The 26,083-nt window shown below is 40.1% G+C and carries 24 protein-coding genes; 11 read left to right on the top strand and 13 right to left on the bottom strand.

All coding sequences use genetic code 11. The features are described from left to right. Positions 1–3: 3 nt before the first annotated feature. The 3 genes from tusA to fadB all read right to left on the bottom strand — a co-directional run bounded on the left by tusA (position 4) and on the right by fadB (position 3,714). The gene (gene tusA, locus J9318_RS01355; RefSeq protein ID WP_210560727.1) at positions 4–237 is read right to left on the bottom strand and encodes a sulfurtransferase TusA; all 234 of its coding nucleotides are present in this window, start codon (positions 235–237) and stop codon (positions 4–6) included. Between the two features lie 139 nt (positions 238–376). After that, entirely contained in the window at positions 377–1,537 is a 1,161-nt protein-coding gene (fadA, locus tag J9318_RS01350; RefSeq protein WP_210560726.1) for an acetyl-CoA C-acyltransferase FadA, read from the bottom strand. 11 nt (positions 1,538–1,548) lie between these two features. Continuing rightward, positions 1,549–3,714: a fatty acid oxidation complex subunit alpha FadB gene (gene fadB, locus J9318_RS01345; protein WP_210560725.1), complete on the bottom strand. Its 2,166-nt coding sequence runs from the start codon at positions 3,712–3,714 to the stop codon at positions 1,549–1,551. Positions 3,715–3,934: 220 nt separating this feature from the next. Here fadB and J9318_RS01340 point away from each other — a divergent pair, with 220 nt between their 5' ends. The 3 genes from J9318_RS01340 to J9318_RS01330 all read left to right on the top strand — a co-directional run bounded on the left by J9318_RS01340 (position 3,935) and on the right by J9318_RS01330 (position 8,756). Next, complete coding sequence (locus tag J9318_RS01340) at positions 3,935–5,878, top strand: lytic transglycosylase domain-containing protein (protein WP_210560724.1); 1,944 nt, start codon at positions 3,935–3,937, stop codon at positions 5,876–5,878. A gap of 77 nt (positions 5,879–5,955) precedes the next feature. Next, entirely contained in the window at positions 5,956–7,275 is a 1,320-nt protein-coding gene (gene pepQ, locus J9318_RS01335; protein ID WP_210562321.1) for a Xaa-Pro dipeptidase, read from the top strand. 29 nt (positions 7,276–7,304) lie between these two features. After that, complete coding sequence (locus tag J9318_RS01330) at positions 7,305–8,756, top strand: TrkH family potassium uptake protein (RefSeq protein ID WP_210560723.1); 1,452 nt, start codon at positions 7,305–7,307, stop codon at positions 8,754–8,756. Here the strand turns inward: J9318_RS01330 and J9318_RS01325 are convergent. From J9318_RS01325 to J9318_RS01305, 5 genes are read right to left on the bottom strand one after another with little or no spacing between them, the layout of a single operon-like run. After that, on the bottom strand, positions 8,753–10,297 hold the full coding sequence (locus J9318_RS01325) for a PH domain-containing protein (RefSeq protein ID WP_210560722.1): 1,545 nt from the start codon (positions 10,295–10,297) through the stop codon (positions 8,753–8,755). The genes J9318_RS01330 and J9318_RS01325 overlap by 4 nt on opposite strands. After that, on the bottom strand, positions 10,290–10,811 hold the full coding sequence (locus J9318_RS01320) for a PH domain-containing protein (RefSeq protein WP_210560721.1): 522 nt from the start codon (positions 10,809–10,811) through the stop codon (positions 10,290–10,292). Before J9318_RS01320 ends, J9318_RS01325 begins: the two co-directional genes overlap by 8 nt. A 26-nt stretch (positions 10,812–10,837) precedes the next feature. After that, the gene (locus J9318_RS01315) at positions 10,838–11,254 is read right to left on the bottom strand and encodes a DUF1801 domain-containing protein (RefSeq protein ID WP_210560720.1); all 417 of its coding nucleotides are present in this window, start codon (positions 11,252–11,254) and stop codon (positions 10,838–10,840) included. A gap of 28 nt (positions 11,255–11,282) precedes the next feature. Next, positions 11,283–12,308, bottom strand: a complete 1,026-nt coding sequence (gene tdh, locus J9318_RS01310) for an L-threonine 3-dehydrogenase (protein ID WP_210560719.1) — start codon at positions 12,306–12,308, stop codon at positions 11,283–11,285. 2 nt (positions 12,309–12,310) lie between these two features. Beyond that, positions 12,311–13,504, bottom strand: a complete 1,194-nt coding sequence (locus tag J9318_RS01305; RefSeq protein ID WP_210560718.1) for a glycine C-acetyltransferase — start codon at positions 13,502–13,504, stop codon at positions 12,311–12,313. A 159-nt stretch (positions 13,505–13,663) separates the two neighbouring features. On the opposite strand from J9318_RS01305, the gene J9318_RS01300 reads away from it, so the two are divergent. Further along, complete coding sequence (locus J9318_RS01300) at positions 13,664–14,434, top strand: class I SAM-dependent methyltransferase (RefSeq protein ID WP_210560717.1); 771 nt, start codon at positions 13,664–13,666, stop codon at positions 14,432–14,434. Here the strand turns inward: J9318_RS01300 and gmhB are convergent. Both gmhB and J9318_RS01290 read right to left on the bottom strand, forming a co-directional pair. After that, positions 14,424–15,002 (bottom strand): D-glycero-beta-D-manno-heptose 1,7-bisphosphate 7-phosphatase, encoded by a 579-nt coding sequence (gmhB, locus tag J9318_RS01295; protein ID WP_210560716.1) that lies wholly within the window; start codon positions 15,000–15,002, stop codon positions 14,424–14,426. The genes J9318_RS01300 and gmhB overlap by 11 nt on opposite strands. Further along, positions 14,999–16,051, bottom strand: a complete 1,053-nt coding sequence (locus J9318_RS01290) for a glycosyltransferase family 9 protein (RefSeq protein WP_210560715.1) — start codon at positions 16,049–16,051, stop codon at positions 14,999–15,001. The genes gmhB and J9318_RS01290 overlap by 4 nt, the downstream gene beginning before the upstream one ends. 46 nt (positions 16,052–16,097) lie before the next feature. Between J9318_RS01290 and J9318_RS01285 the strand changes: the two genes are divergently transcribed. Genes J9318_RS01285 through J9318_RS01275 form a run of 3 tightly spaced genes read left to right on the top strand, consistent with a single transcriptional unit; the run spans position 16,098 to position 19,380 of the window. After that, on the top strand, positions 16,098–16,895 hold the full coding sequence (locus J9318_RS01285) for a 3-deoxy-D-manno-octulosonic acid kinase (RefSeq protein ID WP_210560714.1): 798 nt from the start codon (positions 16,098–16,100) through the stop codon (positions 16,893–16,895). Then, the gene (locus J9318_RS01280) at positions 16,892–18,235 is read left to right on the top strand and encodes a 3-deoxy-D-manno-octulosonic acid transferase (RefSeq protein WP_210560713.1); all 1,344 of its coding nucleotides are present in this window, start codon (positions 16,892–16,894) and stop codon (positions 18,233–18,235) included. Before J9318_RS01285 ends, J9318_RS01280 begins: the two co-directional genes overlap by 4 nt. Then, on the top strand, positions 18,232–19,380 hold the full coding sequence (locus J9318_RS01275; protein WP_210560712.1) for a DNA alkylation repair protein: 1,149 nt from the start codon (positions 18,232–18,234) through the stop codon (positions 19,378–19,380). Before J9318_RS01280 ends, J9318_RS01275 begins: the two co-directional genes overlap by 4 nt. Before the next feature lie 17 nt (positions 19,381–19,397). Here J9318_RS01275 and hldE read toward each other — a convergent pair whose 3' ends face one another. From hldE to J9318_RS01260, 3 genes are read right to left on the bottom strand one after another with little or no spacing between them, the layout of a single operon-like run. Continuing rightward, a complete protein-coding gene (gene hldE, locus J9318_RS01270) occupies positions 19,398–20,852 on the bottom strand; it encodes a bifunctional D-glycero-beta-D-manno-heptose-7-phosphate kinase/D-glycero-beta-D-manno-heptose 1-phosphate adenylyltransferase HldE (RefSeq protein ID WP_210560711.1) in 1,455 nt (484 codons plus the stop codon). Between the two features lie 15 nt (positions 20,853–20,867). Continuing rightward, on the bottom strand, positions 20,868–21,449 hold the full coding sequence (locus J9318_RS01265) for a D-sedoheptulose 7-phosphate isomerase (protein WP_210560710.1): 582 nt from the start codon (positions 21,447–21,449) through the stop codon (positions 20,868–20,870). 14 nt (positions 21,450–21,463) lie between these two features. Then, positions 21,464–22,108, bottom strand: a complete 645-nt coding sequence (locus J9318_RS01260) for a TetR/AcrR family transcriptional regulator (protein ID WP_210560709.1) — start codon at positions 22,106–22,108, stop codon at positions 21,464–21,466. Between the two features lie 231 nt (positions 22,109–22,339). Here J9318_RS01260 and coaD point away from each other — a divergent pair, with 231 nt between their 5' ends. From coaD to J9318_RS01240, 4 genes are all read left to right on the top strand, one after another. Beyond that, complete coding sequence (gene coaD / locus J9318_RS01255) at positions 22,340–22,819, top strand: pantetheine-phosphate adenylyltransferase (protein ID WP_210560708.1); 480 nt, start codon at positions 22,340–22,342, stop codon at positions 22,817–22,819. Between the two features lie 3 nt (positions 22,820–22,822). Then, complete coding sequence (locus J9318_RS01250) at positions 22,823–23,692, top strand: TraB/GumN family protein (protein ID WP_210560707.1); 870 nt, start codon at positions 22,823–22,825, stop codon at positions 23,690–23,692. Positions 23,693–23,824: 132 nt separating this feature from the next. Next, positions 23,825–24,757, top strand: a complete 933-nt coding sequence (locus J9318_RS01245; protein WP_210560706.1) for a branched-chain amino acid transaminase — start codon at positions 23,825–23,827, stop codon at positions 24,755–24,757. A 126-nt stretch (positions 24,758–24,883) separates the two neighbouring features. Further along, the gene (locus tag J9318_RS01240; protein WP_210560705.1) at positions 24,884–26,074 is read left to right on the top strand and encodes a hypothetical protein; all 1,191 of its coding nucleotides are present in this window, start codon (positions 24,884–24,886) and stop codon (positions 26,072–26,074) included. The last annotated feature ends 9 nt before the right edge of the window (positions 26,075–26,083 follow it).

The following is a 26,083-nucleotide window of genomic DNA, read 5'->3' as shown; positions in this document are numbered from 1 at the left end:
TATTTATGTTCCCTTTTTTAAAACAAAAATAAAAGGGGTTTCGTCAATATTTTGCTCGATAAGTTCATGCCCCATAAAGCGACAAAAAGATGGAATATCTCTCACTGTAGCAGGGTCGTCGGCTTTTACTAACAGAGTTTCCCCTATGGCCATGCTACGAACTTCTTTTCGAATCATCATTACTGGCTCTGGACAACGCAGGCCTAAAGCATCTAGGATCTTATCCGTTTCTATCATAACTATGTCTCTAATGGTTCTAGCTAAAATAGTTATTAATAGCTAAATGTAACAAAAGATGAATGGGATTTTATAGCGATAAAAAAAAAGTGCAATGAATCATCCCCATTGCACTTTAGTTTCATGATGTTAGTTGAGGTTATGGACGTTCAAAAATAGTCGCAATACCTTGACCAAAGCCGATACACATTGTCGCAAGACCATACTTAGCGTCAGCTCTTTCCATGTTGTTAATCAGAGTCGTCGAAATACGAGAGCCTGAACAACCTAATGGGTGACCGAGTGCAATAGCACCACCGTTTGGATTAATATCATCCATACGATTTTCAATGCCTAAGCCTTTAACAACTGACAATGCCTGAGCAGCGAATGCTTCATTTAATTCAAATTGACCTATATCTTGAATATCAATGTTGGCACGTTTAAGCGCTTTCTCAGTAGCAGGAACTGGACCCCAACCCATAGTTGAAGGCTCACAGCCAGACACACCCATTGCTTTAATCTTAGCGCGATACTTAAGACCAAGCTCATTGGCTTTTTCTTCGCTCATCACTAACATGCCAGAGGCACCGTTAGATAAAGCTGAAGATGTCGCAGCTGTTACTGTACCATTTACCGGGTTAAACACTGGACGAAGTGGTGAAACAGTTTCCATAGTGGTTTGTGGACGAATAACTTCGTCGTAATCGCACATGGTTAATGCACCGTTTTCGTCATGGCCTTCAACAGCAATGATTTCATTAGCAAAACGACCTTCTAGAGAAGCTTCATAAGCTAAACGGTGTGAACGAACACCAAACTCATCTTGTTGCTCACGGGTAATACCGTGCTTGCGAGCAAGCGCTTCAGCTGTTAGGCCCATTGAACCTGCAGCTTGTGCTGTGTTTAAGTTTAATCCTGGGTGGAAATCTAAGCCATGTGTCATTGGAACGTGAGTCATGTGCTCAACACCACCAATGATAAACATGTCGCCTTGATCCGCCATGATCTTGTTTGCAGCATCATGCAAAGCTTGCATAGATGAACCACATAAACGGTTAACCGTAACTGCAGGCACAGAAGTTGGAATACCGGCCAATAAAGCAGCTTGACGGCCTACGTTAAAACCTTGCTCTAGAGTTTGCATTACACAACCCCAGATTACATCATCAAGCTCTGCTGGGTTAACCTTTGGGTTACGCTCTAGCAAAGACTTCATTACTGCCGCTGATAAGTCTTCAGCACGTACATTTTCGAACATACCATTTCTGGCTTTTGCCATTGCAGTACGAACGCAATCTATAATCACTACATTTTTCATTTTATTCGCTCCTACTTACCTGTGTATGTGCCGTAAAAAGTTTGACCAGCTTCAGCCATTTGACGAGTTTTATCAGTTACATGATAAATTTCGCCTAGATCTTTGTACTTATCAGCTTTAGCTACAAAGTTAGCAAGACCTACCGTATCAACGTAACGGAATACACCGCCGCGGAATGGAGGGAAACCAATGCCGTATAAAAGCGCCATATCAGCTTCAGAAGGAGAGGCAACAATACCTTCCTCAAGACAACGAATCGTTTCGTTAATCATAGGGATCATTAAGCGGTCAATGATGTCTGCTTTGTCAAACTCTTTGTCCATTGCAGCAACGTCACCCAATAAAGATAGTGTTTCATCTTTAATTTGCTTTTGAGGACGTCCGCGCTTGTCTTTAGAGTGCTCGTAAAAGCCTTTACCGTTCTTTTGACCAAACATTTTGTTGCCGTAAAGAACAGAAATAGGGTCTTTTGCTAGCTTTTGCATTCTAGTTGGGAAGGCTTCAGCCATAACGTCAGTACAATGATCAGCAGTATCAATACCAACAACGTCTAATAACATCGCAGGACCCATTGGCCAGCCAAACTCACGTTCCATTACTTTATCAACTTGCGCAAAGTGTGCGCCGTCGTTAAGTAATAAGCTGAAACCTGCGAAGTAAGGGAACAATACGCGGTTTACGAAGAAACCAGCACAGTCGTTAACTACAATTGCCGTTTTACCCATCTTAGTCGCATATGCAACAGTAGCTGCAATAGTGGCATCAGATGTGTTTTCGCCGCGGATAACTTCTACTAACTGCATTAATGGCACTGGGTTGAAGAAGTGCATACCACAGAAGTTTTCTGGACGCTTAAGGCTTTTCGCCAAACGATTAATAGAAATTGTTGACGTGTTTGAAGTAATGATGGCGTTATCTTCAACTAAGCCTTCTACTTCAGCAAGAACAGAGGCTTTTACATTCGGGTTTTCAACAACGGCTTCAATAATAAAATCAGCTGACTTTAATGACTCGTTGCTCAATGATGGCTGAATGTTGTTTAGCGTTGTCGCTAATTTAACACCGTCAATTCGGCCTTTAGCTAACTTTTTGTTTAGTATTTTAGATGCTTCTGCCATACCTTGATCAAGCGCGCCTTGTGCGATGTCTTTCATCACAATAGGTGTACCTTTAGACGCAGACTGGTAAGCGATGCCGCCACCCATGATGCCAGCGCCCAATACGGCAGCTTGCTTAACTTCGTGGGTATTAACTTTACCCGCCTTTTTCGCTAAACCTTTAACATATTGGTCATTCATGAAATTACCAATCATGGCCGTCGCCGCATCGGTTTTAGCTAATTTTGCAAAGTAACGGTTTTCAACACGCATCGCTTCGTCACGGGTCATACCCGCAGATTCATACACACTGTCAACTGCCGCAACTGGAGCTGGGTAATGTTTACCCGCTTTTGCCATTACCATTGTTTTGGCAACAGTCACAGCATTTTCTAATTCAGTAGGGCTAAATTGAATAGGTGCTAGTTTTTGAGCTCGGCGAGCTTGCCAATCTAGTTTGCCTTCAATCGCTTGTAACAACATAGACGTTGCTACATCAATAATCTTATCGTTGCTAGTGAACGCGTCTACCGCACCCATTTTAAGCGCATCTTTTGGCTTTTTAGGACGGGCAGATGTAATCCACTCAAGAGCATTATCAGGTCCAATAACTCGTGGTAAACGAACCGTACCACCAAAACCTGGAATTAAGCCTAAGTTGTTTTCTGGTAAACCAACTTGTGCAGTTTCGTCTACAACACGGAAGTCAGTTGCTAGACAAAGTTCAAAACCACCACCTAACGCAAACCCAGAAATCGCCGTTAGTGTTGGGACTTTGATGTCTTCGATGCCGTCAAACATGTCAGAGCTAGACTTTACCCAATCTACAAGAATGTTTTCGTCTTGTTTAAACGTGTCTAAAAACTCAGTAATGTCAGCACCCACAATGAAGGCTGATTTAGCAGAACGGAACAACACTGCTTTGATTGAGCTGTCTTCATTAATCGCTTTTGTTGCATCTTTACAGTCTTGAATAGTTTGTTGATCAAACTTGTTGACTGAACCAGGGGCATCGAATGTAAAGTGGGCAATTCCATGCTCACCCATAGTTACATTGACAGTTTGGCCTTTAAAAATCATTGTTGTACTCCCAAAATTAAATGGTACGACCAGTTGATATTGTCTTGTGAGTGTCGCCTTAAATACCGCAAAAATCAATGTTTTTCCTTAAATAGGCATGTAAGGAAAAGTGCACAAATTAATATTTGCTCAAAGAATATTAAAAATAAGGTCAAACACTCAACGATTTTTGTTAAGTTAGTTTAGACTAAAATACTCAGTACATCTTTGGTGATTGTTCATGGCTGTAAAACTCGGTAAAAAAAGCTTTGCTTGTATTGTTCTTTTTATATCAGCACCACTGTTTGCAGGTGCTACAAACAAAGCGAGCAGCGAGAACATAAATTATACACCCGAACTTCTTTTTGAGGAGTTTGAAGACATCGCATCGTCAGGTAATACTGACGAATACTTACGCCTTGTAAACCACTTTAACTCGCATCCTTTATTCCCTTATGCGAAGGCTTCTTATTTAAGTAAAACATTAAGTATTGATAAAAAAGCGGTCATCAATGAATTTATTAATGAATATAAAGGTGCACCGTTTACCACCACTCTAGAGGTTAAGTGGCTGTATTATTTAGCCAATAACAATTACCGTGACGCGTTTTTCGATGCCTTTCGGTACGGAAAAGATCTTACTTTAGATTGCCAGTATTTGAGTTGGCAACTTGACGGCAATGCAAAGGTAACAAGTTTGCATAATGAGATCGTAAATATTTGGGTGTCTAACAAGTCGTTACCGAAACAGTGTGATGGTGTTTTTAACAAGTGGTTTGACAGCAACTTAGTAACGAGTGACATCGTTTTGAAACGAATAGAGTTGGCGGCATTATCTAAAAACTTTAATTTAGTGCGTTATTTAAAACGATATTTGCCCGATCATAAAAAATATCTGAGTGACTTGTGGATTAAAGCAGCGTCTAACCCTAACTCAATTTATCAGCGAGGGTTCTTTTTGTTGAAAAACAAAGATGAATTAGGAATTTTACTCACACAAGCCAGTAAGTTAGCGTTTGCAAACCCTGAGCGTTTTTATAAGTGGTGGGTGGTTAGTGGAAAGTCAGTGTTTTCAAAGGTTGATGGTAGCGTTTATATTGATAAAACGGTAGCGGTTGCATTGGCCGTGAATAAATCGCCCATTTCACTAACGCTTTTAAATAAACTACCTGACGACATTGTTGATGAAAGTGTTAAGCAGTGGCGATTAGCAAGAGCGTTAGCAACCAACAACTGGAATATCGTGTTAACTACAGTTAATCAATTACCGGAATTGTTTCAAGTCGATCCAGCGGTTGTTTTTTGGCGGGCACGATCAGAAATGGAAATAGGTAACCTGCAGTACGCAACTCGATTATTAAGCGAACTAGCAGAACGCCGAGATTATTATGGTTTTATGGCAGCATCTGCGTTAGACCAAAAACTTAAAATGCGACACGAACCGCTAGAAATTGAAGCTTCGGTAAAAGCTCAAATCGAAAACCACCCCACATTTCAACGAGCGTTAGCATTGTTCAACAATAATTCTCTTTTACGAGCGAGACAAGAGTGGAACTACTTAGTCAGCGATTTACCTGATGATTTGATGTTGGCAGCCGCTGAGTTGGCCGCCGAGTCTGGCTGGGTAGACAGACCAATATTTACCTTATCAAAAGTTGATTACTTAAATGACGTAGAACTGCGTTTTCCTTTGGCATTTCAAGATATTATTCAGAAGCATGCGTTGAATAGTGATTTACCCGCGAGTCTCATATACGCGATTATTCGTAGAGAAAGTTCTTTCATTGAAGATGCTTTTTCATCAGCGGGAGCCGCCGGTTTAATGCAAATCAAACCTGCAACTGCCTCAGTAGTGGCTCGTCAGCGTATCTCTAAGTACGACTTGTTCGAGCCAGATACTAATTTATTGTATGCCACATCGTATCTTGAGAAGTTGTTGTCAAAAACGGATCAAAATCTAGTGTTGGCCGCCGCATCATACAATGCGGGCTTTAATAGAGTTAAAAAGTGGTTACCAGAAACATCAATAAATGCTGACGCTTGGATAGAGTCAATACCGTATAAAGAAACAAGGAATTATGTAAAGGCGGTGGTTGCATATAAACAAGTTTACCAGCATCTTCTGAACGAAGAGACAAGTATTACAGCTGACATCACAAGTCTAACGGTTGAACCGGAAATTTAACGACTGCGCTTAATGTATCAAAATATCGGTGTTACACTCCTAACTACATACAAATAGGAGTATAGAAAATGACACTAATGAATAACTTAGCGGCGACATATCCAGCTCATATTGAACGTTTGCAGGCGTTAACAAAAGACATTGTACAAAAAGAGCGTTTAGACGGAATTGTCATTCATAGTGGTCAGCCTATGCGTCAATTCTTAGACGATATGTACTACCCATTTAAGCCTAGCCCTCAGTTTAAGGCTTGGGTTCCTGTTATTGATAATCCTCATTGTTGGTTGATTGTAAATGGCACTGACAAGCCTAAACTCATATTTTATCGTCCAGTCGACTTTTGGCATAAAGTACCAGATGAACCGACAGAGTATTGGACCGAATGTTTTGATATTGAATATCTGAAAAACCCTTCAGAAGTAGAAAAGTTACTGCCGTATGACAAAGCTAATTTTGCGTATTTAGGCGAATATGTAGACGTTGCTAAAGCACTAAACTTTGGGCATATTAATCCTGAGCCAGTTGTTAATTTTGTTCACTACCACAGAGCTTATAAATCGGATTATGAAAAACATTGTTTACGTGAAGCAAACCGATTAGCCGTGCTGTCTCATAATGCGGCAAAAAATGAGTTCTTAGCTGGTGGTTCAGAGTACTCAATTCAGCAAGCTTACTTAGCTGCAAGTCAGCAGATGGAAAATGATACACCTTATGGCAATATTGTCGCGTTAAACGAAAATGCAGCCATTTTGCACTACACCCACTTTGACCGCGCGGCCCCTAAACAACATCGTAGCTTCTTAATTGACGCTGGCGCGCAATGCAATGGCTATGCAGCTGATATTACTCGTACTTATACAAAAGAGCAGAATCAGTTCAGTGATATTATAAAATCATTGGATGATGTTACCGTTAAGATGGGTAACGCTTTAAAACCAGGTGGCAGCTACGTTGATTTGCACATTCAAACGCACCAACACATTGGCGCAATACTAAAAGAGTTTGGAATTACCAATGTAAGTGCAGATACAGCGGTTGAAAGCGGTTTAACAAGTACGTTTTTCCCACATGGTCTGGGTCATCACTTAGGATTGCAAGTTCACGACATTGGCGGCTTTATGGCTGATGAGCGCGGCACGCACATTGCCTCGCCAAAACAGCACCCTTTTTTACGAACAACTCGTACAATTGAAGCAGATATGGTGTTTACCGTTGAGCCTGGTTTGTACTTCATTGATTCACTTCTTGGCGATTTAGTTGGTACAGAACGTCACGCCATGGTTAATTGGGATAAAGTTACAGAGCTGAAACCTTTTGGTGGGATTCGCATCGAAGACAATATTATCGTGCATCGTGAGAAAAATGAGAACATGACACGAGATCTTGGTTTAGAATAACCAGACTGTAATTAAGAATAAGAAAAACAATGCAATATCGCGCCATTATTCGAATACTAGGCTTACTGGTTTGTATCTTCAGTTTAGCCATGTTACCACCGTCCATCGTTTCGGTTTTTTATCGTGATGGTGGCGCTTTGCCTTTTGTTCTCGCGTTTTTCTTTGCTCTTGGTGCAGGTGGTTTAATTTACTATCCGAATCGCCATCAAAAATCAGATCTAAGAGCAAGGGAAGGCTTCTTAATTGTTGTCTTTTTTTGGTTAGTTCTGGGCTCATTTGGTGCCTTACCTTTCGTCTTTTCTGTATCACCTGAAATTAAAATTGCCGATGCGTTTTTTGAATCCTTTTCAGGACTAACCACTACTGGCGCAACAGTATTAACTGGGTTGGATGAGCTTCCTAAGTCATTTCAATTTTACCGACAGCAATTACAATGGTTAGGCGGTATGGGTATTATCGTATTAGCTGTCGCTATTTTGCCGTTATTAGGTGTTGGTGGTATGCAGTTATATCGTGCTGAAACCCCAGGCCCAATGAAAGACAGCAAGATGACGCCACGAATAGCCGATACGGCAAAGCACTTGTGGTACATATACGTCATACTCACATTAGCATGTGGTCTGTGTTATTGGATTGCTGGTATGTCTATGTTTGATGCGATTTGCCACGCGTTCTCAACTATCGCAATTGGCGGGTTTTCGACTCATGATGCGAGCCTTGCCTATTTCAATAGTCCTGCAATCAACATGGTTTGCGTGGTGTTTTTGTTAATTGCAGCCGCAAACTTTTCATTGCACTTTGCTGCGTTTAGAAATAAGTCCTTGATGCATTACCTTAGAGATCCAGAATACAAAGCTTTTTTGGCAATACAATTAGCGTTAGCAATATTGTGTTTTTATATGTTGGTGGAGTATGAGGTATATGGTGGTCGCTTAGAGGCGCTAGACCAAGCTTTACTTCAGTCTGTGTCCATGTCTACTACAGCAGGTTTTGCTACAACGAACTTTGCAGCATGGCCAGTATTTTTACCAATATTGTTAATATTCAGCTCGTTTATTGGTGGTTGTGCGAGTTCGACCGGCGGTGGACTAAAAGTAGTTCGAGTTGTATTACTGTTCAAACAAGGTATGCGCGAGCTTAATCGACTGGTTCACCCTAAAGCGATATATTCAATAAAGCTTGGTAAAAAAGCACTGCCGGATCGTGTTGTTGAAGCTGTTTGGGGCTTTTTCTCTGCTTACACTTTAGTGTTTGTATTAATAATGCTGGCGTTGGTTGGAACGGGTTTGGACAACTTATCGGCATTTACAGCGACGGCAGCGAGCCTAAATAACTTAGGCCCTGGTCTTGGTGAAGTTGCACAAAACTACTCTAGTGTTACAGATACTGGCAAATGGGTTCTAATGCTAGCCATGGTATTTGGGCGCTTAGAAGTATTCACTTTGTTAGTTCTATTTACACCGGCATTCTGGCGCGATTAAAGCCAGTGCTTAGTACTGCTTTCCATTTTATAAGCACATAAGTTTAAGAAGGCACGCGCTTTTCTTTTTGGAAGAAAAGGTATTGTCTCTTTTCCATAAGGTAGTTGTAGTACAACGCTTGCTAAATTATTCCTACGTAACATCGGCGTTTGAACTTGCCCAATATTCTGAATTTTATAAAGCGGAATAATAGATATTTTTTGACCGATAAAGCCACTTCTTATTGCGACATAATCGTCATTAAACCACAACCCAAAACGTCGCCAACGGAGATATACCAGCAAACCACCTACAGGTGTACAGGCAATTAGCCAAATCCAAGACGTATCAAGGTGCATAAGTAGTAGCGCTGCTACGGTTAATGGTGCGAGCCAGAATACCGCGATACAGTGAGATAGATATCTAGTGCTTATACCTATAAAGCTAATCTGCTCGGCATCTAAATTTTCGTATGTTGTATGAACAACACTATGCCAAGCGTCAGGAGATAATGTTGGAATTGACAGATTGTTTTTATTCTTCGCATTTTGGCCGTGGGCAATGGCCAACTGATGAAATTGCATAGTGACGCGTCGTAGTAGCTTGAATACCCAATTTTGCTTGATAGAAATTGCTTGAACTCGATGTTTAGCAATTGAAATTTGATGCTTTTCAAATAACCCAGCAGTTCGCTTTAGTTGTTTGCCTTCGTCAAATAATTCAAAATTATAAAACTGAACAATAGAGGAAAGTACTGATAACAATACGGCAAATAAAATGACAACGGTGACAAAAAATAGGGTGGCAAAGACATTTAATAACGGGCTTTGAGGGAAGAGAACATCTAACAAGCTGACAATGTTGGGAACGATTGAAGCCTTTGCAAAGTCAACGATTGAGTCCATAAATGGTGCTAATACGGCTAGCAAAATAAAGGTCATATTTGACGACAAACCAAATCGAGCAATTTCACCAAGTGATAACTTAATTAGAGGGTCTGACGAAGTAAAAGCATCACTTTGCTCGTTTGCTTCATTAATGTCGTCATTAGACTCAACTGTGGATAGCTTCTGTTTGTAGCTGAATATATCTGCTCGAACAGTTTCAGCATAATCAATAGAAATACCGGGAAGACTTATCTCTTTCTGTGCCGAGCCTGCCGAGTCGAAAATGCAATTAACTAACTTTAATGGCTCAAAATAAAATGGTGTAGCAAGATTCACATTTTGTACTTTTTCAAAGGCTAAGGTAGTGCGTTCTTTATTTAATATGCCTCGGCGAAGAATAACTTGGCCTTCCGTTACGCGGTAACGAAAATTCTGATAGTAAAGAATAGAGTAAATAATGAGGCCAATCACAAATATTATACCTGCTATGCCCAACCAAAATAGTTTGTCTTCAACTTGAGTGATGAAAATAGCGAGCGCGGGTGCTAAGTTAATAATGCCGTCTTTTATAAAGCGAATCGTAAAATTAAAAATAAAGAACACAATAGAAAAGGGCGACAAGCGTTGCCAATCAGATTCACTTTTGTTTGTAGAATCGACTATTACATTAGTCATTATTAAATGCTTCCGAATTTGCCTTTTCTAAAATGAGCTGTCTTATCTGTGATGCTCTGTAAACGCTTAACCCATGGATAACTAGGTCTGAAGAAAGTCCGCCAGCACTAAATATTTTTATTGTTGCTAACCCCAGTTTACGTTCAAAAATACCACGTTGTGTTTCTATATGTTGTATACGATTAAAAGGGATAATTGTTGTGGTTCGCCAAATAAGCCCCCGACGATACAAAATATCTTGTTCTCTGAGGGCAATGCCTCTTTGTTTGTGACTCGCGAAAATATAGTAAACGACCCAGACTATAACGGCAGCAAAAGCGCCAGTAATGTACAAAATGATATCGTTAGGTATGCCAAGAACTAGCCAGCCTGTCACTAACACGGCTGCAACAATGAAAAAAGTGATTAACCATCCAATGAGCTGCTCTATAGGAGATTTAGGGTCCATCATTTGATAATCAACAACATTAAAGTCTGGAAGAAAATCAATATCAAGTTGTTCGTTGCTAAACATGTAAAGTCCTTTGGGCGGGGATAGTGTTAAATTTCGCTATCAAAGCGAGCTTGATATGAAAGTGCGATCATTTGTTTTAACACATCGACATCAATATCTTCTAATTTACTTATGTACAGGCAAGATTTACCTGTTTTGTGTTTGCCGAGTCGCTCCAGCAGGTGTTGGTATTGGCTAAACCCATTCATAATATATAAGGTAATATTCTGTTTTCTAGGAGAAAAACCAACTCTAAACCATTCGCCTTTACGGCCACTTGCGTATTGGTACTTATAGAGACCAAAACCAATGAGGCTATCGCCCCACATAGCGGGTGGTTGTTGAGTAATGTCAGACATAATCGTTAAAAGCGTATTAGCGTCTGAACGCTTTTTATCATCGCTAATCGAGCTTATAAACGTTGAGGGGCTTGCCTCTGTTTGTTTCGTTTTTAAGTCTGACATTACTAAATTCCTTCTCAGCTAGCTTTGGTTAATCCCAGTTTAAGATAACTTTACCTGATTGCCCTGAACCCATGGTATCAAAGCCTTTTTGGAAGTCATCAACGTGAAACTGGTGCGTGATCATTGGTGAAATGTCTAAACCAGACTGGATAAGACTCGCCATTTTGTACCAAGTCTCAAACATTTCACGGCCATATATGCCTTTAATGATTAGGCCTTTAAAAATAACCTGATTCCAATCAACGGCCATACTCGCAGGTGGAATACCTAACATGGCAATTTTACCACCGTGGTTCATGCTGTTAAGCATTGAGCTGAATGCACTAGGTACGCCAGACATCTCAAGGCCAATATCAAAACCTTCAGTCATGCCTAAGTCATTCATTACGTCTTTTAAATTTGTTTCAGATACGTTAACAGCACGAGTTGCACCCATTTTTTTTGCCAGTTCAAGGCGGTAAGGGTTTACATCTGTGATAACAACGTGACGCGCGCCCACGTGTTTTGCAACGGCTGCGGCCATAATACCAATTGGTCCAGCACCGGTAATTAACACGTCTTCACCGACTAAATCAAAAGAGAGAGCAGTGTGAACAGCGTTACCAAATGGGTCAAAAATAGAGGCTAGTTCATCAGAAATATTATCTGGAATTTTAAATGCGTTAAATGCCGGAATAACTAAATACTCTGCAAAAGAGCCTTCGCGGTTAACGCCGACACCGGTTGTGTTTCGACATAAGTGTACACGTCCAGCTCGGCAGTTTCGGCAATGGCCACAAGTAATATGTCCTTCACCAGATACACGATCTCCAACTGTAAACCCTTTTACTTCTTGGCCCATATCTACGACTTCACCAACGTATTCATGGCCAACAACCATAGGCACAGGAATAGTGTTTTGTGCCCATTCGTCCCAATTGTAAATATGCATATCAGTGCCGCAAATTGCAGTTTTACGAATCTTTATTAATAAGTCATTGTGACCCATCACTGGCTTTTCAGCGTCGGTCATCCAAATGCCTTTTTCAGACTTTAACTTTGCTAATGCCTTCATGATTAAATTACCTTAAGTTCTTTACCAACTTCCATAAAGGCATTAATAGCTTTATCAAGTTGCTCTTGCGTATGAGCCGCTGAAATTTGAGTACGAATACGAGCTTGACCTTTAGGAACAACCGGGAAGCTAAATCCAACAACGTATATACCACGTTCTAACATTTTGTCGGCAAACATAGAGGCTAACTTTGCGTCACCCAACATTACAGGAATGATGGCGTGATCTTTACCCGCTAAGGTGAAACCTGCCGCCGACATCTTTTCGCGAAAATAAGTGACGTTTGACCACAAGGTGTCACGCAGAGCTGACCCTTGCTCTAACATATCTAATACTTTAAGTGATGCCGTTACAATTGATGGTGCTAGTGAATTCGAGAATAAATATGGGCGAGAGCGTTGACGTAGCCATTCAATCACTTCTTTTTTACCTGAAGTATAACCGCCAGATGCACCGCCTAATGCTTTGCCTAATGTTCCGGTAATAATATCTACGCGGTCTAAAACATCACAGTATTCGTGCGTGCCACGACCATTTTCGCCAACAAAACCAACAGCGTGAGAATCATCAACCATTACTAATGCATCGTATTTATCAGCCAAGTCACAAACGGTTTTTAAATCACAAATAACACCATCCATTGAGAATACACCATCGGTAGCAATTAGCTTGAATCGTGCACCATCTGCGTCGGCTTGTTGTAATTGCTTTTCAAGATCGGCCATATCGTTGTTGGCATAGCGGTATCGTTTGCATTTTGATAGGCGAACACCATCTATAATTGAGGCGTGATTAAGTGAGTCTGAAATAATCGCATCTTCGGCACTTAAAATAGTTTCAAACAAACCACCATTTGCATCAAAACATGAGCTGTAAAGGATAGTGTCTTCGGTTTTTAAGAAATCGCTGATTTTAGCTTCGAGCTCTTTATGAATATCTTGCGTGCCGCAAATAAATCTTACTGAAGCAACACCAAACCCATGCTTGTCTAAACCCTCTTGAGCTGCATTTATTAACGCTTGGTTATTTGCCAAACCTAAATAGTTATTTGCACAAAAGTTTAATACTTGCTGTTGGCCAACGTTGATGCTGGACTTTTGCTGTGACGTTATAATGCGTTCTGACTTGTACAAGCCATCTTCTTTTACTTGATCGATTTGCTCATTAAGGTTTTTGAAAAATCCAGCTGCGCGCATTTAAGTTGCTCCAATATGAGTGTGGGTGGCTAACATAGAGTTGCCACTAAGTGTCGGCGATTGTACTGCTTTTATTTCAGCTCGTCAGCATTTAGGATAGACATCCGAGCAGGGAATGGTAAAAATAACCTTACAGAACATAATGAGTTGTGAGCGAATATGGAACACTTAGAAATTAATCAACGTGCATGGGATAGAAGGACTGAGATTCATGCCGAATCGTCATTTTACAATGTAACTGGTTTTATTAAAGGTGACTCAACGCTAAACTCTATAGAAATAAATCAACTCGGTGACGTAAAAGATAAGTCTCTGTTGCATTTGCAGTGTCACTTCGGGTTAGACTCGCTCTCGTTAGCGAGACTCGGCGCTAGCGTAACGGGCGTAGATTTATCCGCTGTAGCAATAAATAAAGCCAATGAGCTGGCATTAACTACTAACCTTAATGCGACTTTTATTTGCTCTGATGTATTACAACTTCGTCAGGTTGATAACCAGCAATACGACATGGTCTTTAGTTCTTACGGTGTTTTATGTTGGTTGCCTGAGCTGACAACATGGGCCAAGGTTATTGCAGACTCGCTAAAGTCTGGCGGTCAGTTCCATTTAGTCGAATTTCACCCGTTTCATGACGTGATGGCCGGATATCCGTATTTTAATACACACTCACCGTTTCACGAGTCGGAGTCAACGTATACCGAAAATAGTGGGGATGAGGAGCAAAATATCGTAACGTGGGCGCATTCAATTAGTGAGGTGCTAACGGCGTTGATCGATGCGGGTTTAGTTATTAGTCAATTTAACGAGCATGACTATAGTCCTTATGACTGTTTTGACGGCTTACAAGAAACGAGTTCTGGTAAGTTTCAACTTATCCAAAACAATGAACCTGTGCCTATGCTGTATTCTTTAGTAGCGACTAAGCCTTAGCCTGCGCAAACCAAGTTTCTTTTAGCTCAGTTAAATTATTAAAAACAGCATCTGCCGCTTTTGCTTGCTGATCCGAAAATGTCTGTCCACTTTCTACTAAGTACTTAAACTGGACGTTAGCGGATCTAGCCGCTTGCATGTCAGATTCTTTATCACCAACAAAAATAGATTGTGCAGGGTCAATATCAAGTTCACTTATGGCTTCTAAAATCATGCCTGGTTGTGGCTTTCTGCAATGACAAGAGCATAAATATTCCGGTAGTGCTTTTTCTGGGTGATGAGGGCAAAACTTTACTGCAGCGATATTTACGCCATGTTTGATAAACTCTTGATTCATCCAAAGGGTTAATTGCTGAAATTGCGCTTCATCATAATATCCGCGACCAATACCAGACTGATTGGTAATAACGACAATGAGAAAACCATCGTCAGCAAAGCGCTTTACAACGTCAAAGACATCAGAGATAAAGTCAAAGTTCTTAGGATCACTGACGTAACCGTGATCGACATTTATTACGCCATCACGATCTAAAAATAATGCTTTTTGTTTTGTTACGTTATTGCTCACAATGAAAAATCCTTAACCAAGCGGTCAAAGTTATGCTTTGCCATTTCAATAGTTATATCAGCCATTAGGTTTTTACCTTTAGCTCGAGTTCCCCATTTTAATTGCTCAGCCGGTTTCCCTTTTTGTTGTTGAATGTGTTTGTGGTAGACGTTGCAAACATAATCTTGATATAGATACGGCCCAGTGCGTTTGGGATTTGAATGAGCGTATAAACCTAAAACGGGTGTGTGTTGAGTAACAGCCATATGCGCAGGTCCAGTATCAGGGGCGATGACTAAGCTAGCGCGATTAAGTACAGCTAGCATTTGTTTTAGTGATGTTTTTCCAATCAAGTCCTGAATTGAACAGTTCGAGGCTGCGATAATGTCATTGCCGATACTTCTATCTAGCGGACCAGGTCCACCACACAAACTTACTTTAAAACCTTGTTCATCAGCATAGTCTGCAATTGCAGCGTAACGTTCTGCTAGCCAGTTGCGTTCTGCTTTGCTTGCAGCTGGTGCGATAACTATATGGCGCTCATTGTTAGGTAAGACACTTTCAGCAAATTCTATATCTTGGTCTGAAACTGGAATGTTCCATGTTAAATGATTAATCGCCTCACTTGGGACACCAACTTTTTCGGCAAATGCAAAAAAGCCTTCTAATACATGTGGCTCTTGCTGGGCTCTAATTCTTGAGTTAGTAAATAGAGCGTGCAATTCTTTGGCACGTCCCCAGTCAAAACCAATTTTTTGTTTTGCGTTTATGTATCGTGCTGCCCAGTTTGCTCTTAGTGCCACTTGCATATGCAATAACACGTCAAACTTACGATCGCCTAAGTCATGCTTTAATTGTGTATACGCCTGTTTGCCTTTGCTTTTTTCAAAAATAATAAACTCTACACCTGGCAAGTCTTTTAGTAGTTGGTATTCAACTTTGCCTATAATCCAAGTAACTTTTGCTTGCGGATGTTGTTTTTGAATAGCTTGAATTGCAGCAACGGCATGACATACATCACCGATGGCAGAAAGCCTGAGTATACATATAGACTGTAATGAAGAGGTCAAAAAAAGCTCCAAAAAACGAATTGGCGTAAATAGGTTAAGCTAAGGTATGATCTTAGCTAAATTCAGACTTAAAAGAAACGTGCAAAAAGTGTTAAAAAAACCAAATTCTTTAGAATCAAAACAAGCGAAGGTTGGCAACAGACACTTCAAGTTCCTGTCGGAGTTTGATGGTTTGATTAATGGGGATTGGTTTAATCCAGAATTTTGGTTAAAAGCGGGTAACGTATCAGGTACGTCAAAAGGTCGTTTCACCACTTATTTTATTCAGACACAAGATAATAAGCAGCAGCAGGTAGAAATGGTGTTACGTCACTATTATCGCGGCGGGTTGGTTAGACACTTCAACAAAGACAAGTTTTTCTTTAAAACTCTTTCATCGTCTCGAGCCGTGAGAGAGTTTGATTTATTAAGCCAAATGTGGAGTCTTAATTTACCAGTACCGAGGCCATTGGCGTGCCAAGTGGTTAGTCATGGTTTTGGTTGGTTTAGCAATGACATACTAATTGAGCGTATTGAAGGAGCAAAAGATGCTTATAACTTATTGCTTAAAAAAGATTTAACGCCTACTGTATGGAATGAAATAGGTAAAACCATTCGTCTTTTCCATGATCATCATGTTTTTCATGCAGATTTGAATATTCATAATATACTTATTTCAAATCAATCAGATATTACGTTGATTGACTTTGATCGATGTGCATTTAACTTGTCGCCAAATGATAGTTGGAAACAGGCCAATTTAGAGCGTCTGAAACGTTCTTTGGAAAAAGAAAAAACACTTAATACGATTTTTTATTATACAGAGCAAAATTGGAGCGACTTGCTGGTGGGATATCAAAAATGAAGCAATTGCTTGCGTTAACTTTTTATAACCTATTACTGCTGATAGTCGGTGGACTTCAGGTCGCCAAGTGGCTGCTGTTTCTATTGCATCGTTACACTATTCAAGTGTTCAACGCAAAAGCGAAAGCAAACGTCAAAATGGATATTGCTTGGGGTCAGAAATTCGGTTTAGTTCCAAAGCGTTTACCAAAACACCTAAAAAACAAGTCGTTGCTAATCCATTGTGCTTCAATGGGAGAGGTAACCGCAGCATCAGGTTTAATCAAACAAATTCTACAACAACACCCAGAACACTACATTGTTGTAACCACGAATACGTTAACCGGTAAAGAGCAGCTATCAAGAAAGTTACCCGATGAAATTCAAAAGCGAGTATTTCATACCTACTTGCCGGTAGATTTGCCTTGGATGATGTCGTCATTATTGAGAAAAGTTAAACCTGTGGCGACGTTAATAATGGAAGTTGAGCTCTGGCCAAATTTAATTCGAAGATGTAAGGCCAAAAAGATCCCAGTTGTTGTTGTTAATGCACGGATGACCGACTCAACAAAACGTGGTTATCAGCGCTTTAGTTGGTTAGCGAAACCAATGATAAAGTCTTTATCTAAGGTGCTAGCAAGAAACCAAGATGACTTTGACCGATACATTGAGCTTGGCTTGAGCGATCAGAACATTCAAATTGTAGGTAATTTAAAATTTGATATAGAGCTGCCGTCGGATGAATTAAGCCAGTTAACAAGAGCAGAATTTAACGTCGAAAATAGACTGGTCTTTATTGCTGGTAGTACACACCTTGAAGAAGAAGAAGTGGTTATATCTGCTTATAAAAAACTAAAAAAGCTATATCCAGAATTGTTACTTATTATTGCGCCAAGGCACCCAGAGCGCTTTCAACAAGTGTTGGAATATTTGATAGTACAAGACGTTAAAATAGCTCAACGAAGTTTAGACGAGCCGGTCACCGATAAAATTGATGTTTTGTTAGTTGATAAAATGGGTGAGTTAAATAAGTTATATGGCGCTGCAGATGTTGCTTTTGTTGGTGGTTCTATCGCCGAGAAAGGAGGACATAACCCCTTAGAGGCTTCTGCCTATGCTAAGCCGGTCATTATGGGGCCGCATATATACAATAATCCTGAGGTTTGTGATGAACTAGTTCGCGCAGGTGCGATGGTCATTGCTAACTCTGAGCCTGAGTTTTTAGAAGTGTTAAACGATTGGTTTGCTAACAGAGAGGTTCGTGAAGCAATAGGCAAAGCTGGCTTAGGTGCGATTATGTCGCATGCTGAAATGACCGCCACAATCACTACCGTTGTTTATGACATTATAAATGATCAATGAAAGCGGTATTTAATAAACCTCAAATAATCATTACTGGGCAGCTTTTATCTGATTACTTCACCAAAACCACTTTTTCTTTTGATGAAAATAAGTTTATTACACTTGCCAGTCATAATATTGAAAAACATGAATTAAAGCAGCGTAGCGAACAAATTGTAATTGCTCTGCAACAATGTTTGCCAACGGATCAATCAGATTCCGTTCGTGCGTTATGCAGTGTGCTGGCGCCAGTTAAAGATAACCATGACTTAAAAGACATCACAACCAACGAAAATGGTGTAGCAGGATGGATGGTTATGCCTTTTACCGAGTATGTTGGGCGACTGGATAACTATGATTTAGCGCTGGCATTAGATGCGCTAAAAACACTGACTAAAAGGTTTACCAGTGAATTTGGTATACGGCATTTATTGTTATCTCAGCCTAGTAAGTGTTTGGCGATTATGTTGCCTTGGTGTTCAGATCCCTGCCACCATGTCAGGCGCTTAGTAAGCGAAGGTACTCGTCCGTTACTACCATGGGCGATGCAACTTCCGGAATTTAAACTTAATCCAGATTGGGTAAAACCACATTTAGAAAAGCTTAAGTCCGATGAGTCAGAGTATGTTCGAAGAAGTGTGGCAAATCATTTAAATGACATCAGTAAAACGCATCCGGATTTCGTTGTAGATATCGCAAAACGTTGGTTATCGACTCAAGCCGATAAAAACACTCACCGTATGGTAAAACATGCGTGTCGAACTTTAATTAAACGAGGCAATATCAATGTTTTAGGTGTATTTGGTTATTGCCCACCAGACAATATTTCCGCTACGTTTAGCATTGATAAGTCAATGGTGAAAGTCGGTGAGTCGTTAACCTTGGGTTTAACATTACATAAAAATATTGCTGATAACGATTCAGTAGCGGTGTTAGTGGACTATCAAGTGCATCATTTGAGAGGACGAGGCCAACACATAGCAAAAGTATTTAAATGGAAAGAAACGATAATGATAAATAAGCAAGTGAGTTTCGACAAGGTTCACTCGTTTAAGCCTATAAATACAAGACGTTATTATAGCGGATTACATTATATAGAAGTGTTACTAAATGGAGTTGTCGTCGCTAAGCAAGCCTTTGAACTTATTGCCGATGAAAGCGAATAAGACAAAGGCTCGAAAATTTATTGCTTAATCTTTTCAATTATTTTGGTTGTAGAACATCCGTCAACAAACTCAATCACTGCAACGTCTCCGCCACTTAATTGAACGATGTCTGCACCAACAATGCTTTCAGGCGTGTAATCGCCACCTTTTACTAAAACATCCGGCGCAATAAGTTTAATTAGGTCATACGGCGTGTCATCAAATTCGTTACCGTTGACTTCACCAAATGGAATAACCCAGTCTACGCTGGCTAAGCCACTTATAACCGTTGCACGTTGTTCAAGCGGGTTCACCGGACGACCAGGCCCTTTCAAGCGAGTGATAGAAGCATCATTATTTAAACCAACAACAAGTCTGTCACCAAGCGCTTTAGCTTGTTCTAAATAATGAACGTGGCCTGCATGTAAAATATCGAAACAACCATTGGTGAATACTATTTTTTCACCACTTTGACGAGCAAACTTAATATGTTGCAACACATCATCAAATGGCGTTTGGTAATGTCGCTGCTTGGAGGCAAATAAATGCTTATTTACCACCCGATACAATTCTTCTGGTGACACTGTTGCTGCGCCTAATTTAGCTACTACAACACCTGCGGCTAAATTAGCTACTTTAGCTGCATCCGCTAACTCTAGTCCAGCAGCCATCATCATTGCGAGTGTTGCGATTACAGTATCGCCGGCGCCAGTAACGTCAGACACTTCTAATACCTGCGCAGCCATATCAACTTTGTCTGTTTTTGTAATTGCAGACATGCCTTGTTCGCTGCGAGTGAGCAATATTGATTCAATATTACACTCTTGCATAATGCGCTGTGCAGATTGAACAATAGACGTTTCACTATCAACAACACCGCCAGCGGCAACAAATTCTGTTTTATTAGGTGTTATAACTGAAGCACCTGAATAGTCTGATAAATCTTTTGACTTAGGATCAACTAACACCACTTTTCCGGCAGCTCGGGCAACTTGAATCATCTCACCGATGTATCTTAAAGACCCTTTGTTATAGTCGGAAAATACAACAAATTGGTGATTAGCTAGTTCTTGCTTAAATTGTTCCACTAATAACTTGGCATGGTCACTGGCAAAAGACTCTTCAAAATCCAAACGTACCACTTGTTGCTGGCGACTAATAACGCGTAACTTGGTAATAGTTGGCTGTGTACTTTGGGTAAGTAACTTTGCAGTGACTTGTTCATCTTTTAAAAGCTGTGTCAGGCGTTCGCCATTTTCATCTTCACCAATGATCCCCATTAACGTAACTTTGCCATCTAGGTGGGCGATGTTTCGTGCTACGTTGGCCGCACCACCTACTTTATCGTCTAGTTCTGATATTTTTACCACCGGTACAGGCGCTTCAGGAGAGATTCGTTGTGAATCACCGGTCCAATAACGGTCTAGCATGACATCACCAACTACTAAAATATTATTGTTAGAAAGTTGGCTGAATATAGAAAGATCAAACATTAACTATTCCGAATCTTAGTCGTTTTGAGTTACAAGTTCATCAATGGCTTCGCATAACCAGTGACCAATAAACATGTGAGCCTCTTGAATACGTGCAGTGATGTCATTTTTAATAATGATAGGAAGCTTAGCAATGTCTTTAACCGCGCCACCGTCTCTGCCTGTTAGCGCTACAGTATATGCGCCCAGTTCGTTGGCTGCTTCTAATGCTAAATTAATATTTTTGCTGGTTCCGCTGGTGGTTAATCCAATAACAACGTCTTGTTCTTTCACTAAGGCTTCTACTTGTCGTGAAAATACCGAATCAAACGAGTAGTCATTGGCATTGGCGGTTAAAATTGACGTATCAGTAGTAAGAGCAATCGAGGCTAAAGCGCGACGCTCTTTTTTAAATCGAACAACAAATTCAGCGGCTAAGTGTTGGCTATCAGCAGCGCTGCCGCCATTACCAAAGAATACTATTTTTCCGCCTTTATTTAACGCGTCAAAACAGGCGTTTGCTAATTCTTCTGCCTGTGGCAAATAAGCTTCCATTTGCTGAAAAAGTTCTAAATGTTGCTGAAGGTTAGCGTGATAACAGGCTTTTAAATCAAACATTATTTACCCTTAAATTAAGATTCAACGTTAGCTAAAGATTTATATCGAGCAGTCAGTTGACTAACGATCTCTTTAAACTCAGTTGTTACATATGGCTTAAACAATAGTAGTACTTTTAACAAGCCGTTATAAATTAATGCGTCGGTAATTGTGGTGTCTTCTTGGCTAGTTTTACAATAGCTAATCCAAAAAGTAACTTGTTGCTTAATTATATTCGCAAAATCTTCAATGTCATCATGCTCAATTTCTATAACTTTTGCGTTTTGCAAGCCAAGAACTAAGGCATGTATTTTATCCATCATTTTTACATGAATTTCTAAGTACTGCGTTTTGAGCTCAGGGTCTCTTGCCATGATGACTGGCAAGTTATCGTATAAAAAATTGAAGTGAAATAGAGCCGAAAATACCGCATCTAAATAGTTCGATAAAATCTCTACAGCGTCTTCACTTGGTTTTACCGGCTCAAATGAAACTTGCATGTGTTGTGCATATTTTTCGAAAATATTGCGAATGATTTCTTCTTTGTTTCTAAAGTGATAGTACAAGTTGCCAGGGCTAATATTTAAGTGCGATGCAATGTGGTTAGTCGTTACATTGCGTTCGCCCTGTGCATTAAATAACTCAATACTTGCTTGAACGATACGATCTTTGGTTTTCATATCCAGTCTCGGTTAATAGCTAATTGGCAAAAAGCGCCAGTTAAGCAGTCCTTTGTGAATCATCGATAAAGGAATCGGATTAATGGACTGTATTTAAACACAGATTAGATCATTAGCTCTAGTGGTTTTCGTGATAAAAGGGTTTAGAGTCTTTCAAAATGTAACTTTTTAACGCAAAACAAGAATGGTGTTATAGTGCCAAAGTATAGTTAACGTTTAGGAAACACATTAATGGTTACAGCAATTTATCCAGGCACATTCGATCCAATCACAAATGGCCATATTGACTTAATTCGTCGCTCAGCCAAGCTGTTTGATAAGGTCATTATTTCTATAGCGATGAGCTCTCGTAAGCAGCCTCTGTTTGACTTAGCAGAACGTGTTGAATTGGTAAAAGCATCTGTTTCAGACTTAGATAATATAGAAGTGGAAGGGTTTGAGGGATTATTAGCTGACTACGCTAAACAGAAAAATGCCACGGTCCTTATCCGCGGAGTTAGGGCTGTAGCTGACTTTGAATATGAATATCAATTAGCGAGTGTGAACCGTAAACTTAATGAAGATTTAGAAAGTGTGTTGTTAACGCCTAGCTCTGAAACAAGTCACATATCTTCAACAATTGTTCGTGATGTTGCTGCGCATTATGGTGATGTTTCTGCATTTGTACCTGACGTTGTAAAACAAGCCCTAATTAAAAAATTTAAGAAGTAGAAAATGAAATTACTAGCCTCTTTTTTGTTAGCGACTTTAGTCGTTTTTACCGTATCTGCCGAGCCTGTGTGGCAGGGAACTGGCGTGCACAAAGATGACTACTTAGTTGGTACTATCCACGTTGGTGACGAACGTATAAAAACGTTATCACCAAGAATGAAAGCTTTAATTGATGCGGTAGAGGTTGTTGCCGTAGAGCTTGATCTTTCGGATATTAGTCAGCTTCAGCAACAACAAGCCATACTAGAACTTGCTATGTTGCCTGGTGATACGACGATTACTCAGGTTATTTCGCCACTTATGGCAACTAGGGTGAATGGTTATTTACAACAATTTGGGGTCGATATTTTTCAATACGAAAAGTTTAAACCTTGGATGGTCGCCGTAATTATGGTGCAAATGTCTTATCAAAAAATGGGTTTAGTAGCTGAACATGGTATCGATCAGCAAATAATTGAATATGCGAAGCTCAAAAACAAACAGATTGTTGAGCTTGAGACTTTTTCACAACAACTTAATATTTTTAACCGTTTATTTGAAAGCGCTGACGATATTAATTACGACGACATGTTAGAAGACACCTTAGATGAACTAAATAATATGTCCGATATGCCAAGCAAAATGTTGGAAGCATGGATTAATAGCGATATTAGTGTATTTGAAGATATTTATAATAAGACATTAAAGTCGAGTAGCTATGATACACAGCTTGAGCAACTCTTATTAATTGAACGCAACCAAGCTTGGAAAGAGACGTTAAATCCTATTTTAGAGAAAAAGTCAGTGTTAGTAGCGACAGGTACACTTCATTACATTGGGCCTACAGGTTTACCTAAGCTCTTAAATGGTAATTTCGAAGTTCTTAAAAAATAAACACTTAGCTAATTGGGTGGTAAAAAAAGCTGACAACCTCGCGGTTATTTTCTACCACCAATTTTCCCCAAACAGTGCTATTCCCGATTTGATAAGGCAGAATTGCGCCAAATAAAAATTGGAGGAAAATCCATGGCATTACCATCATCAGCAGAAACCATTTGGTTTAACGGCAAACTCATTCCTTTTGGCGACGCGAAAGTTCACGTGTTAAGTCACGCCATTCATTACGGCTCATCAGTATTTGAAGGCGTTCGTGCCTACAATACGCCAGATAAAGGCACTTGTATCTTTCGCCTAGACGATCACACAAGACGTCTATTTGATTCAGCAAAAATTTATCGCATGACGATTCCTTTTACTCACGAACAAATGAATCAAGCGCAAAAAGATGTAGTGGTAAAAAATGGCTTTAAATCAGCATATTTACGTCCAGCAGCTTTTTATGGCGAAATTGGTTTAGGTTTAGCGGTTCCATTTAATACTGAAGCCGATGTATTAGTTGCAGCAATGGAGTGGGGCGCTTACTTAGGTGAGGAAGCGTTGGAAAAAGGCGTAGATGCCGGTGTTTCTAGCTGGAATCGTTTAGCAGCGAATACTATGCCAACCGGTGCAAAAGCTGGCGGTAATTACTTATCTTCGCAGCTTATATCTATGGAAGCTCGTCGACATGGTTACGGTGAAGGTATCGCACTAGATGTGAACGGTATGGTTTCTGAAGGTGCAGGTGAAAACCTATTTGTTATTCGTAACGGTATTGTAACTACGACCCCAGTTACAGCGGCAATTTTACCAGGGATTACTCGAGACACTATTATGACCTTGCTTCGTGATAGAGGTTATGAAGTGCGCGAGCAAAATATACCACGCGAAGCCTTATATCTAGCAGACGAAATCCTTATGTGTGGTACAGCTGCAGAAGTTACCCCAGTAAGAAGTGTCGATGGCATTAATGTAGGTAATGGTAAGCGCGGACCTATTACAAAAGAAGTTCAAGATATGTTCTTTGGTCTATTCAACGGCACGACTGAAGATAAGTGGGGATGGTTAACGCCAGTTAAGTAATTAATACTTAAACCTACTTAAATAGAAAAGCTGCATTGTGTTCAATGTGGCTTTTTTTATACCTATAAATTCAATCCGTTAAAACTTGTCTATACTCGATGTAGAGCAGAATAATTTGGCGGAAGTATGAAACGAGCAGCAATAATTACCTACTTATTATTGGCATCAGTGTCATCTAACTTACTTGCTAACGAAAAAGTAAAGTTAAGTGGTTTTGGAAGTATTGTGGGTGGCGTGGTCATTGATGGAGATGGTTATTGGGCTAGGCTACCTGACGGAGCAGGACAATACACACACGGCATTGAGTTACAAAGTGAGTCTAGGCTTGGCGTGCAGGCTCGTTATGCTGCAAATGATTCATTAAACATCATAGGGCAAGTTATGCTTAGAGGTGTTAATGATTTTGAACCACAACTTGAGTGGTTTTATGCCAATTACAGTGTGACACCCGATATTAATTTTAAAGTCGGCAAAATGAGACTACCGGTTTATCATTTCTCAGATTACATGGATGTCGGCGTCGCATACCCTTGGGTTCGAGTTCCATCAGATGCCTACTCATTGGCCGTTACCAATTATCAAGGTTTGAGTCTAGATATGAATTTAGACTTTGGCGACGTAACGTCAACAATTCGATTGTATGCAGGGCAACAAGATACCGATCCTAATAAACTGATAACCCTATTAGATAAATATAAAGGTGAGCAACTTTATGATCAGAACGGGACTTTTAGCGGGCTAAGAGAAATCCGCACAACAAAAAAGTATGAACAAATGAAAGGGATCGTTGTTGACACAAATTATGAATCGATAACGCTCCGGTTATCTTATCTTGATGGTAAAGAAAATTTCACCTCGTACGCAGAAGGGCAATACCCATCAAATCCGTTATTTGGCGGCGAATGGGTCGACACTCAATTTATCGATGTTTCACTTCAATATGACGCAGACCGTATATTAGCACTCGCTGAGTGGAATGATTATGACAATATTTACACATCTTGGTTTACTTCTTTTGCTTACCGACTTGATAAATGGACGCCCTATATTTACTACTCGGAATTTCAGGGAACTTTTAGGTTTATTGCCCCTGGTGGCATAAGTAATGGCTATGAAGATGGCGTTACAGGGACGTTGGATGATTATTATACCTCTGTAGGTGTTGGTGCAAGGTATGACTTAAGTCCCGCGACAGCGATAAAGTTTGAACTTTTAAAATTTAACGACAAAGGCGATGCTGCTGTGTTTGTCGACCAAAATCAGGATGGAAAAACAGACAGTAGCGCATTTTTTATGTCATTAGATTTTACTTTTTAACGGCAGGAC

Source organism: Psychrosphaera aestuarii, assembly GCF_017948405.1.
Classification (GTDB): Bacteria; Pseudomonadota; Gammaproteobacteria; order Enterobacterales; family Alteromonadaceae; genus Psychrosphaera; species Psychrosphaera aestuarii.
This window is presented reverse-complemented; position numbering and strand designations above follow the sequence as displayed.

Bases quoted from the DNA above. Each gene is read 5' to 3' on its own strand.
- fadB (WP_210560725.1), bottom strand. From the start codon at position 3,714: ATGATTTTTAAAGGCCAAACTGTCAATGTAACTATGGGTGAGCATGGA.
- J9318_RS01330 (WP_210560723.1), top strand. From the start codon at position 7,305: ATGCAATATCGCGCCATTATTCGAATACTAGGCTTACTGGTTTGTATC.
- J9318_RS01245 (WP_210560706.1), top strand. From the start codon at position 23,825: ATGGCATTACCATCATCAGCAGAAACCATTTGGTTTAACGGCAAACTC.
- pepQ (WP_210562321.1), top strand. From the start codon at position 5,956: ATGAATAACTTAGCGGCGACATATCCAGCTCATATTGAACGTTTGCAG.
- tdh (WP_210560719.1), bottom strand. From the start codon at position 12,308: ATGAAGGCATTAGCAAAGTTAAAGTCTGAAAAAGGCATTTGGATGACC.
- hldE (WP_210560711.1), bottom strand. From the start codon at position 20,852: ATGTTTGATCTTTCTATATTCAGCCAACTTTCTAACAATAATATTTTA.
- J9318_RS01285 (WP_210560714.1), top strand. From the start codon at position 16,098: ATGATCTTAGCTAAATTCAGACTTAAAAGAAACGTGCAAAAAGTGTTA.
- J9318_RS01265 (WP_210560710.1), bottom strand. From the start codon at position 21,449: ATGTTTGATTTAAAAGCCTGTTATCACGCTAACCTTCAGCAACATTTA.
- J9318_RS01340 (WP_210560724.1), top strand. From the start codon at position 3,935: ATGGCTGTAAAACTCGGTAAAAAAAGCTTTGCTTGTATTGTTCTTTTT.
- J9318_RS01325 (WP_210560722.1), bottom strand. From the start codon at position 10,297: ATGACTAATGTAATAGTCGATTCTACAAACAAAAGTGAATCTGATTGG.
- J9318_RS01260 (WP_210560709.1), bottom strand. From the start codon at position 22,108: ATGAAAACCAAAGATCGTATCGTTCAAGCAAGTATTGAGTTATTTAAT.
- J9318_RS01280 (WP_210560713.1), top strand. From the start codon at position 16,892: ATGAAGCAATTGCTTGCGTTAACTTTTTATAACCTATTACTGCTGATA.
- J9318_RS01305 (WP_210560718.1), bottom strand. From the start codon at position 13,504: ATGCGCGCAGCTGGATTTTTCAAAAACCTTAATGAGCAAATCGATCAA.
- J9318_RS01320 (WP_210560721.1), bottom strand. From the start codon at position 10,811: ATGTTTAGCAACGAACAACTTGATATTGATTTTCTTCCAGACTTTAAT.
- J9318_RS01315 (WP_210560720.1), bottom strand. From the start codon at position 11,254: ATGTCAGACTTAAAAACGAAACAAACAGAGGCAAGCCCCTCAACGTTT.
- J9318_RS01275 (WP_210560712.1), top strand. From the start codon at position 18,232: ATGAAAGCGGTATTTAATAAACCTCAAATAATCATTACTGGGCAGCTT.
- J9318_RS01250 (WP_210560707.1), top strand. From the start codon at position 22,823: ATGAAATTACTAGCCTCTTTTTTGTTAGCGACTTTAGTCGTTTTTACC.
- fadA (WP_210560726.1), bottom strand. From the start codon at position 1,537: ATGAAAAATGTAGTGATTATAGATTGCGTTCGTACTGCAATGGCAAAA.
- tusA (WP_210560727.1), bottom strand. From the start codon at position 237: ATGATAGAAACGGATAAGATCCTAGATGCTTTAGGCCTGCGTTGTCCA.
- J9318_RS01240 (WP_210560705.1), top strand. From the start codon at position 24,884: ATGAAACGAGCAGCAATAATTACCTACTTATTATTGGCATCAGTGTCA.
- coaD (WP_210560708.1), top strand. From the start codon at position 22,340: ATGGTTACAGCAATTTATCCAGGCACATTCGATCCAATCACAAATGGC.
- J9318_RS01300 (WP_210560717.1), top strand. From the start codon at position 13,664: ATGGAACACTTAGAAATTAATCAACGTGCATGGGATAGAAGGACTGAG.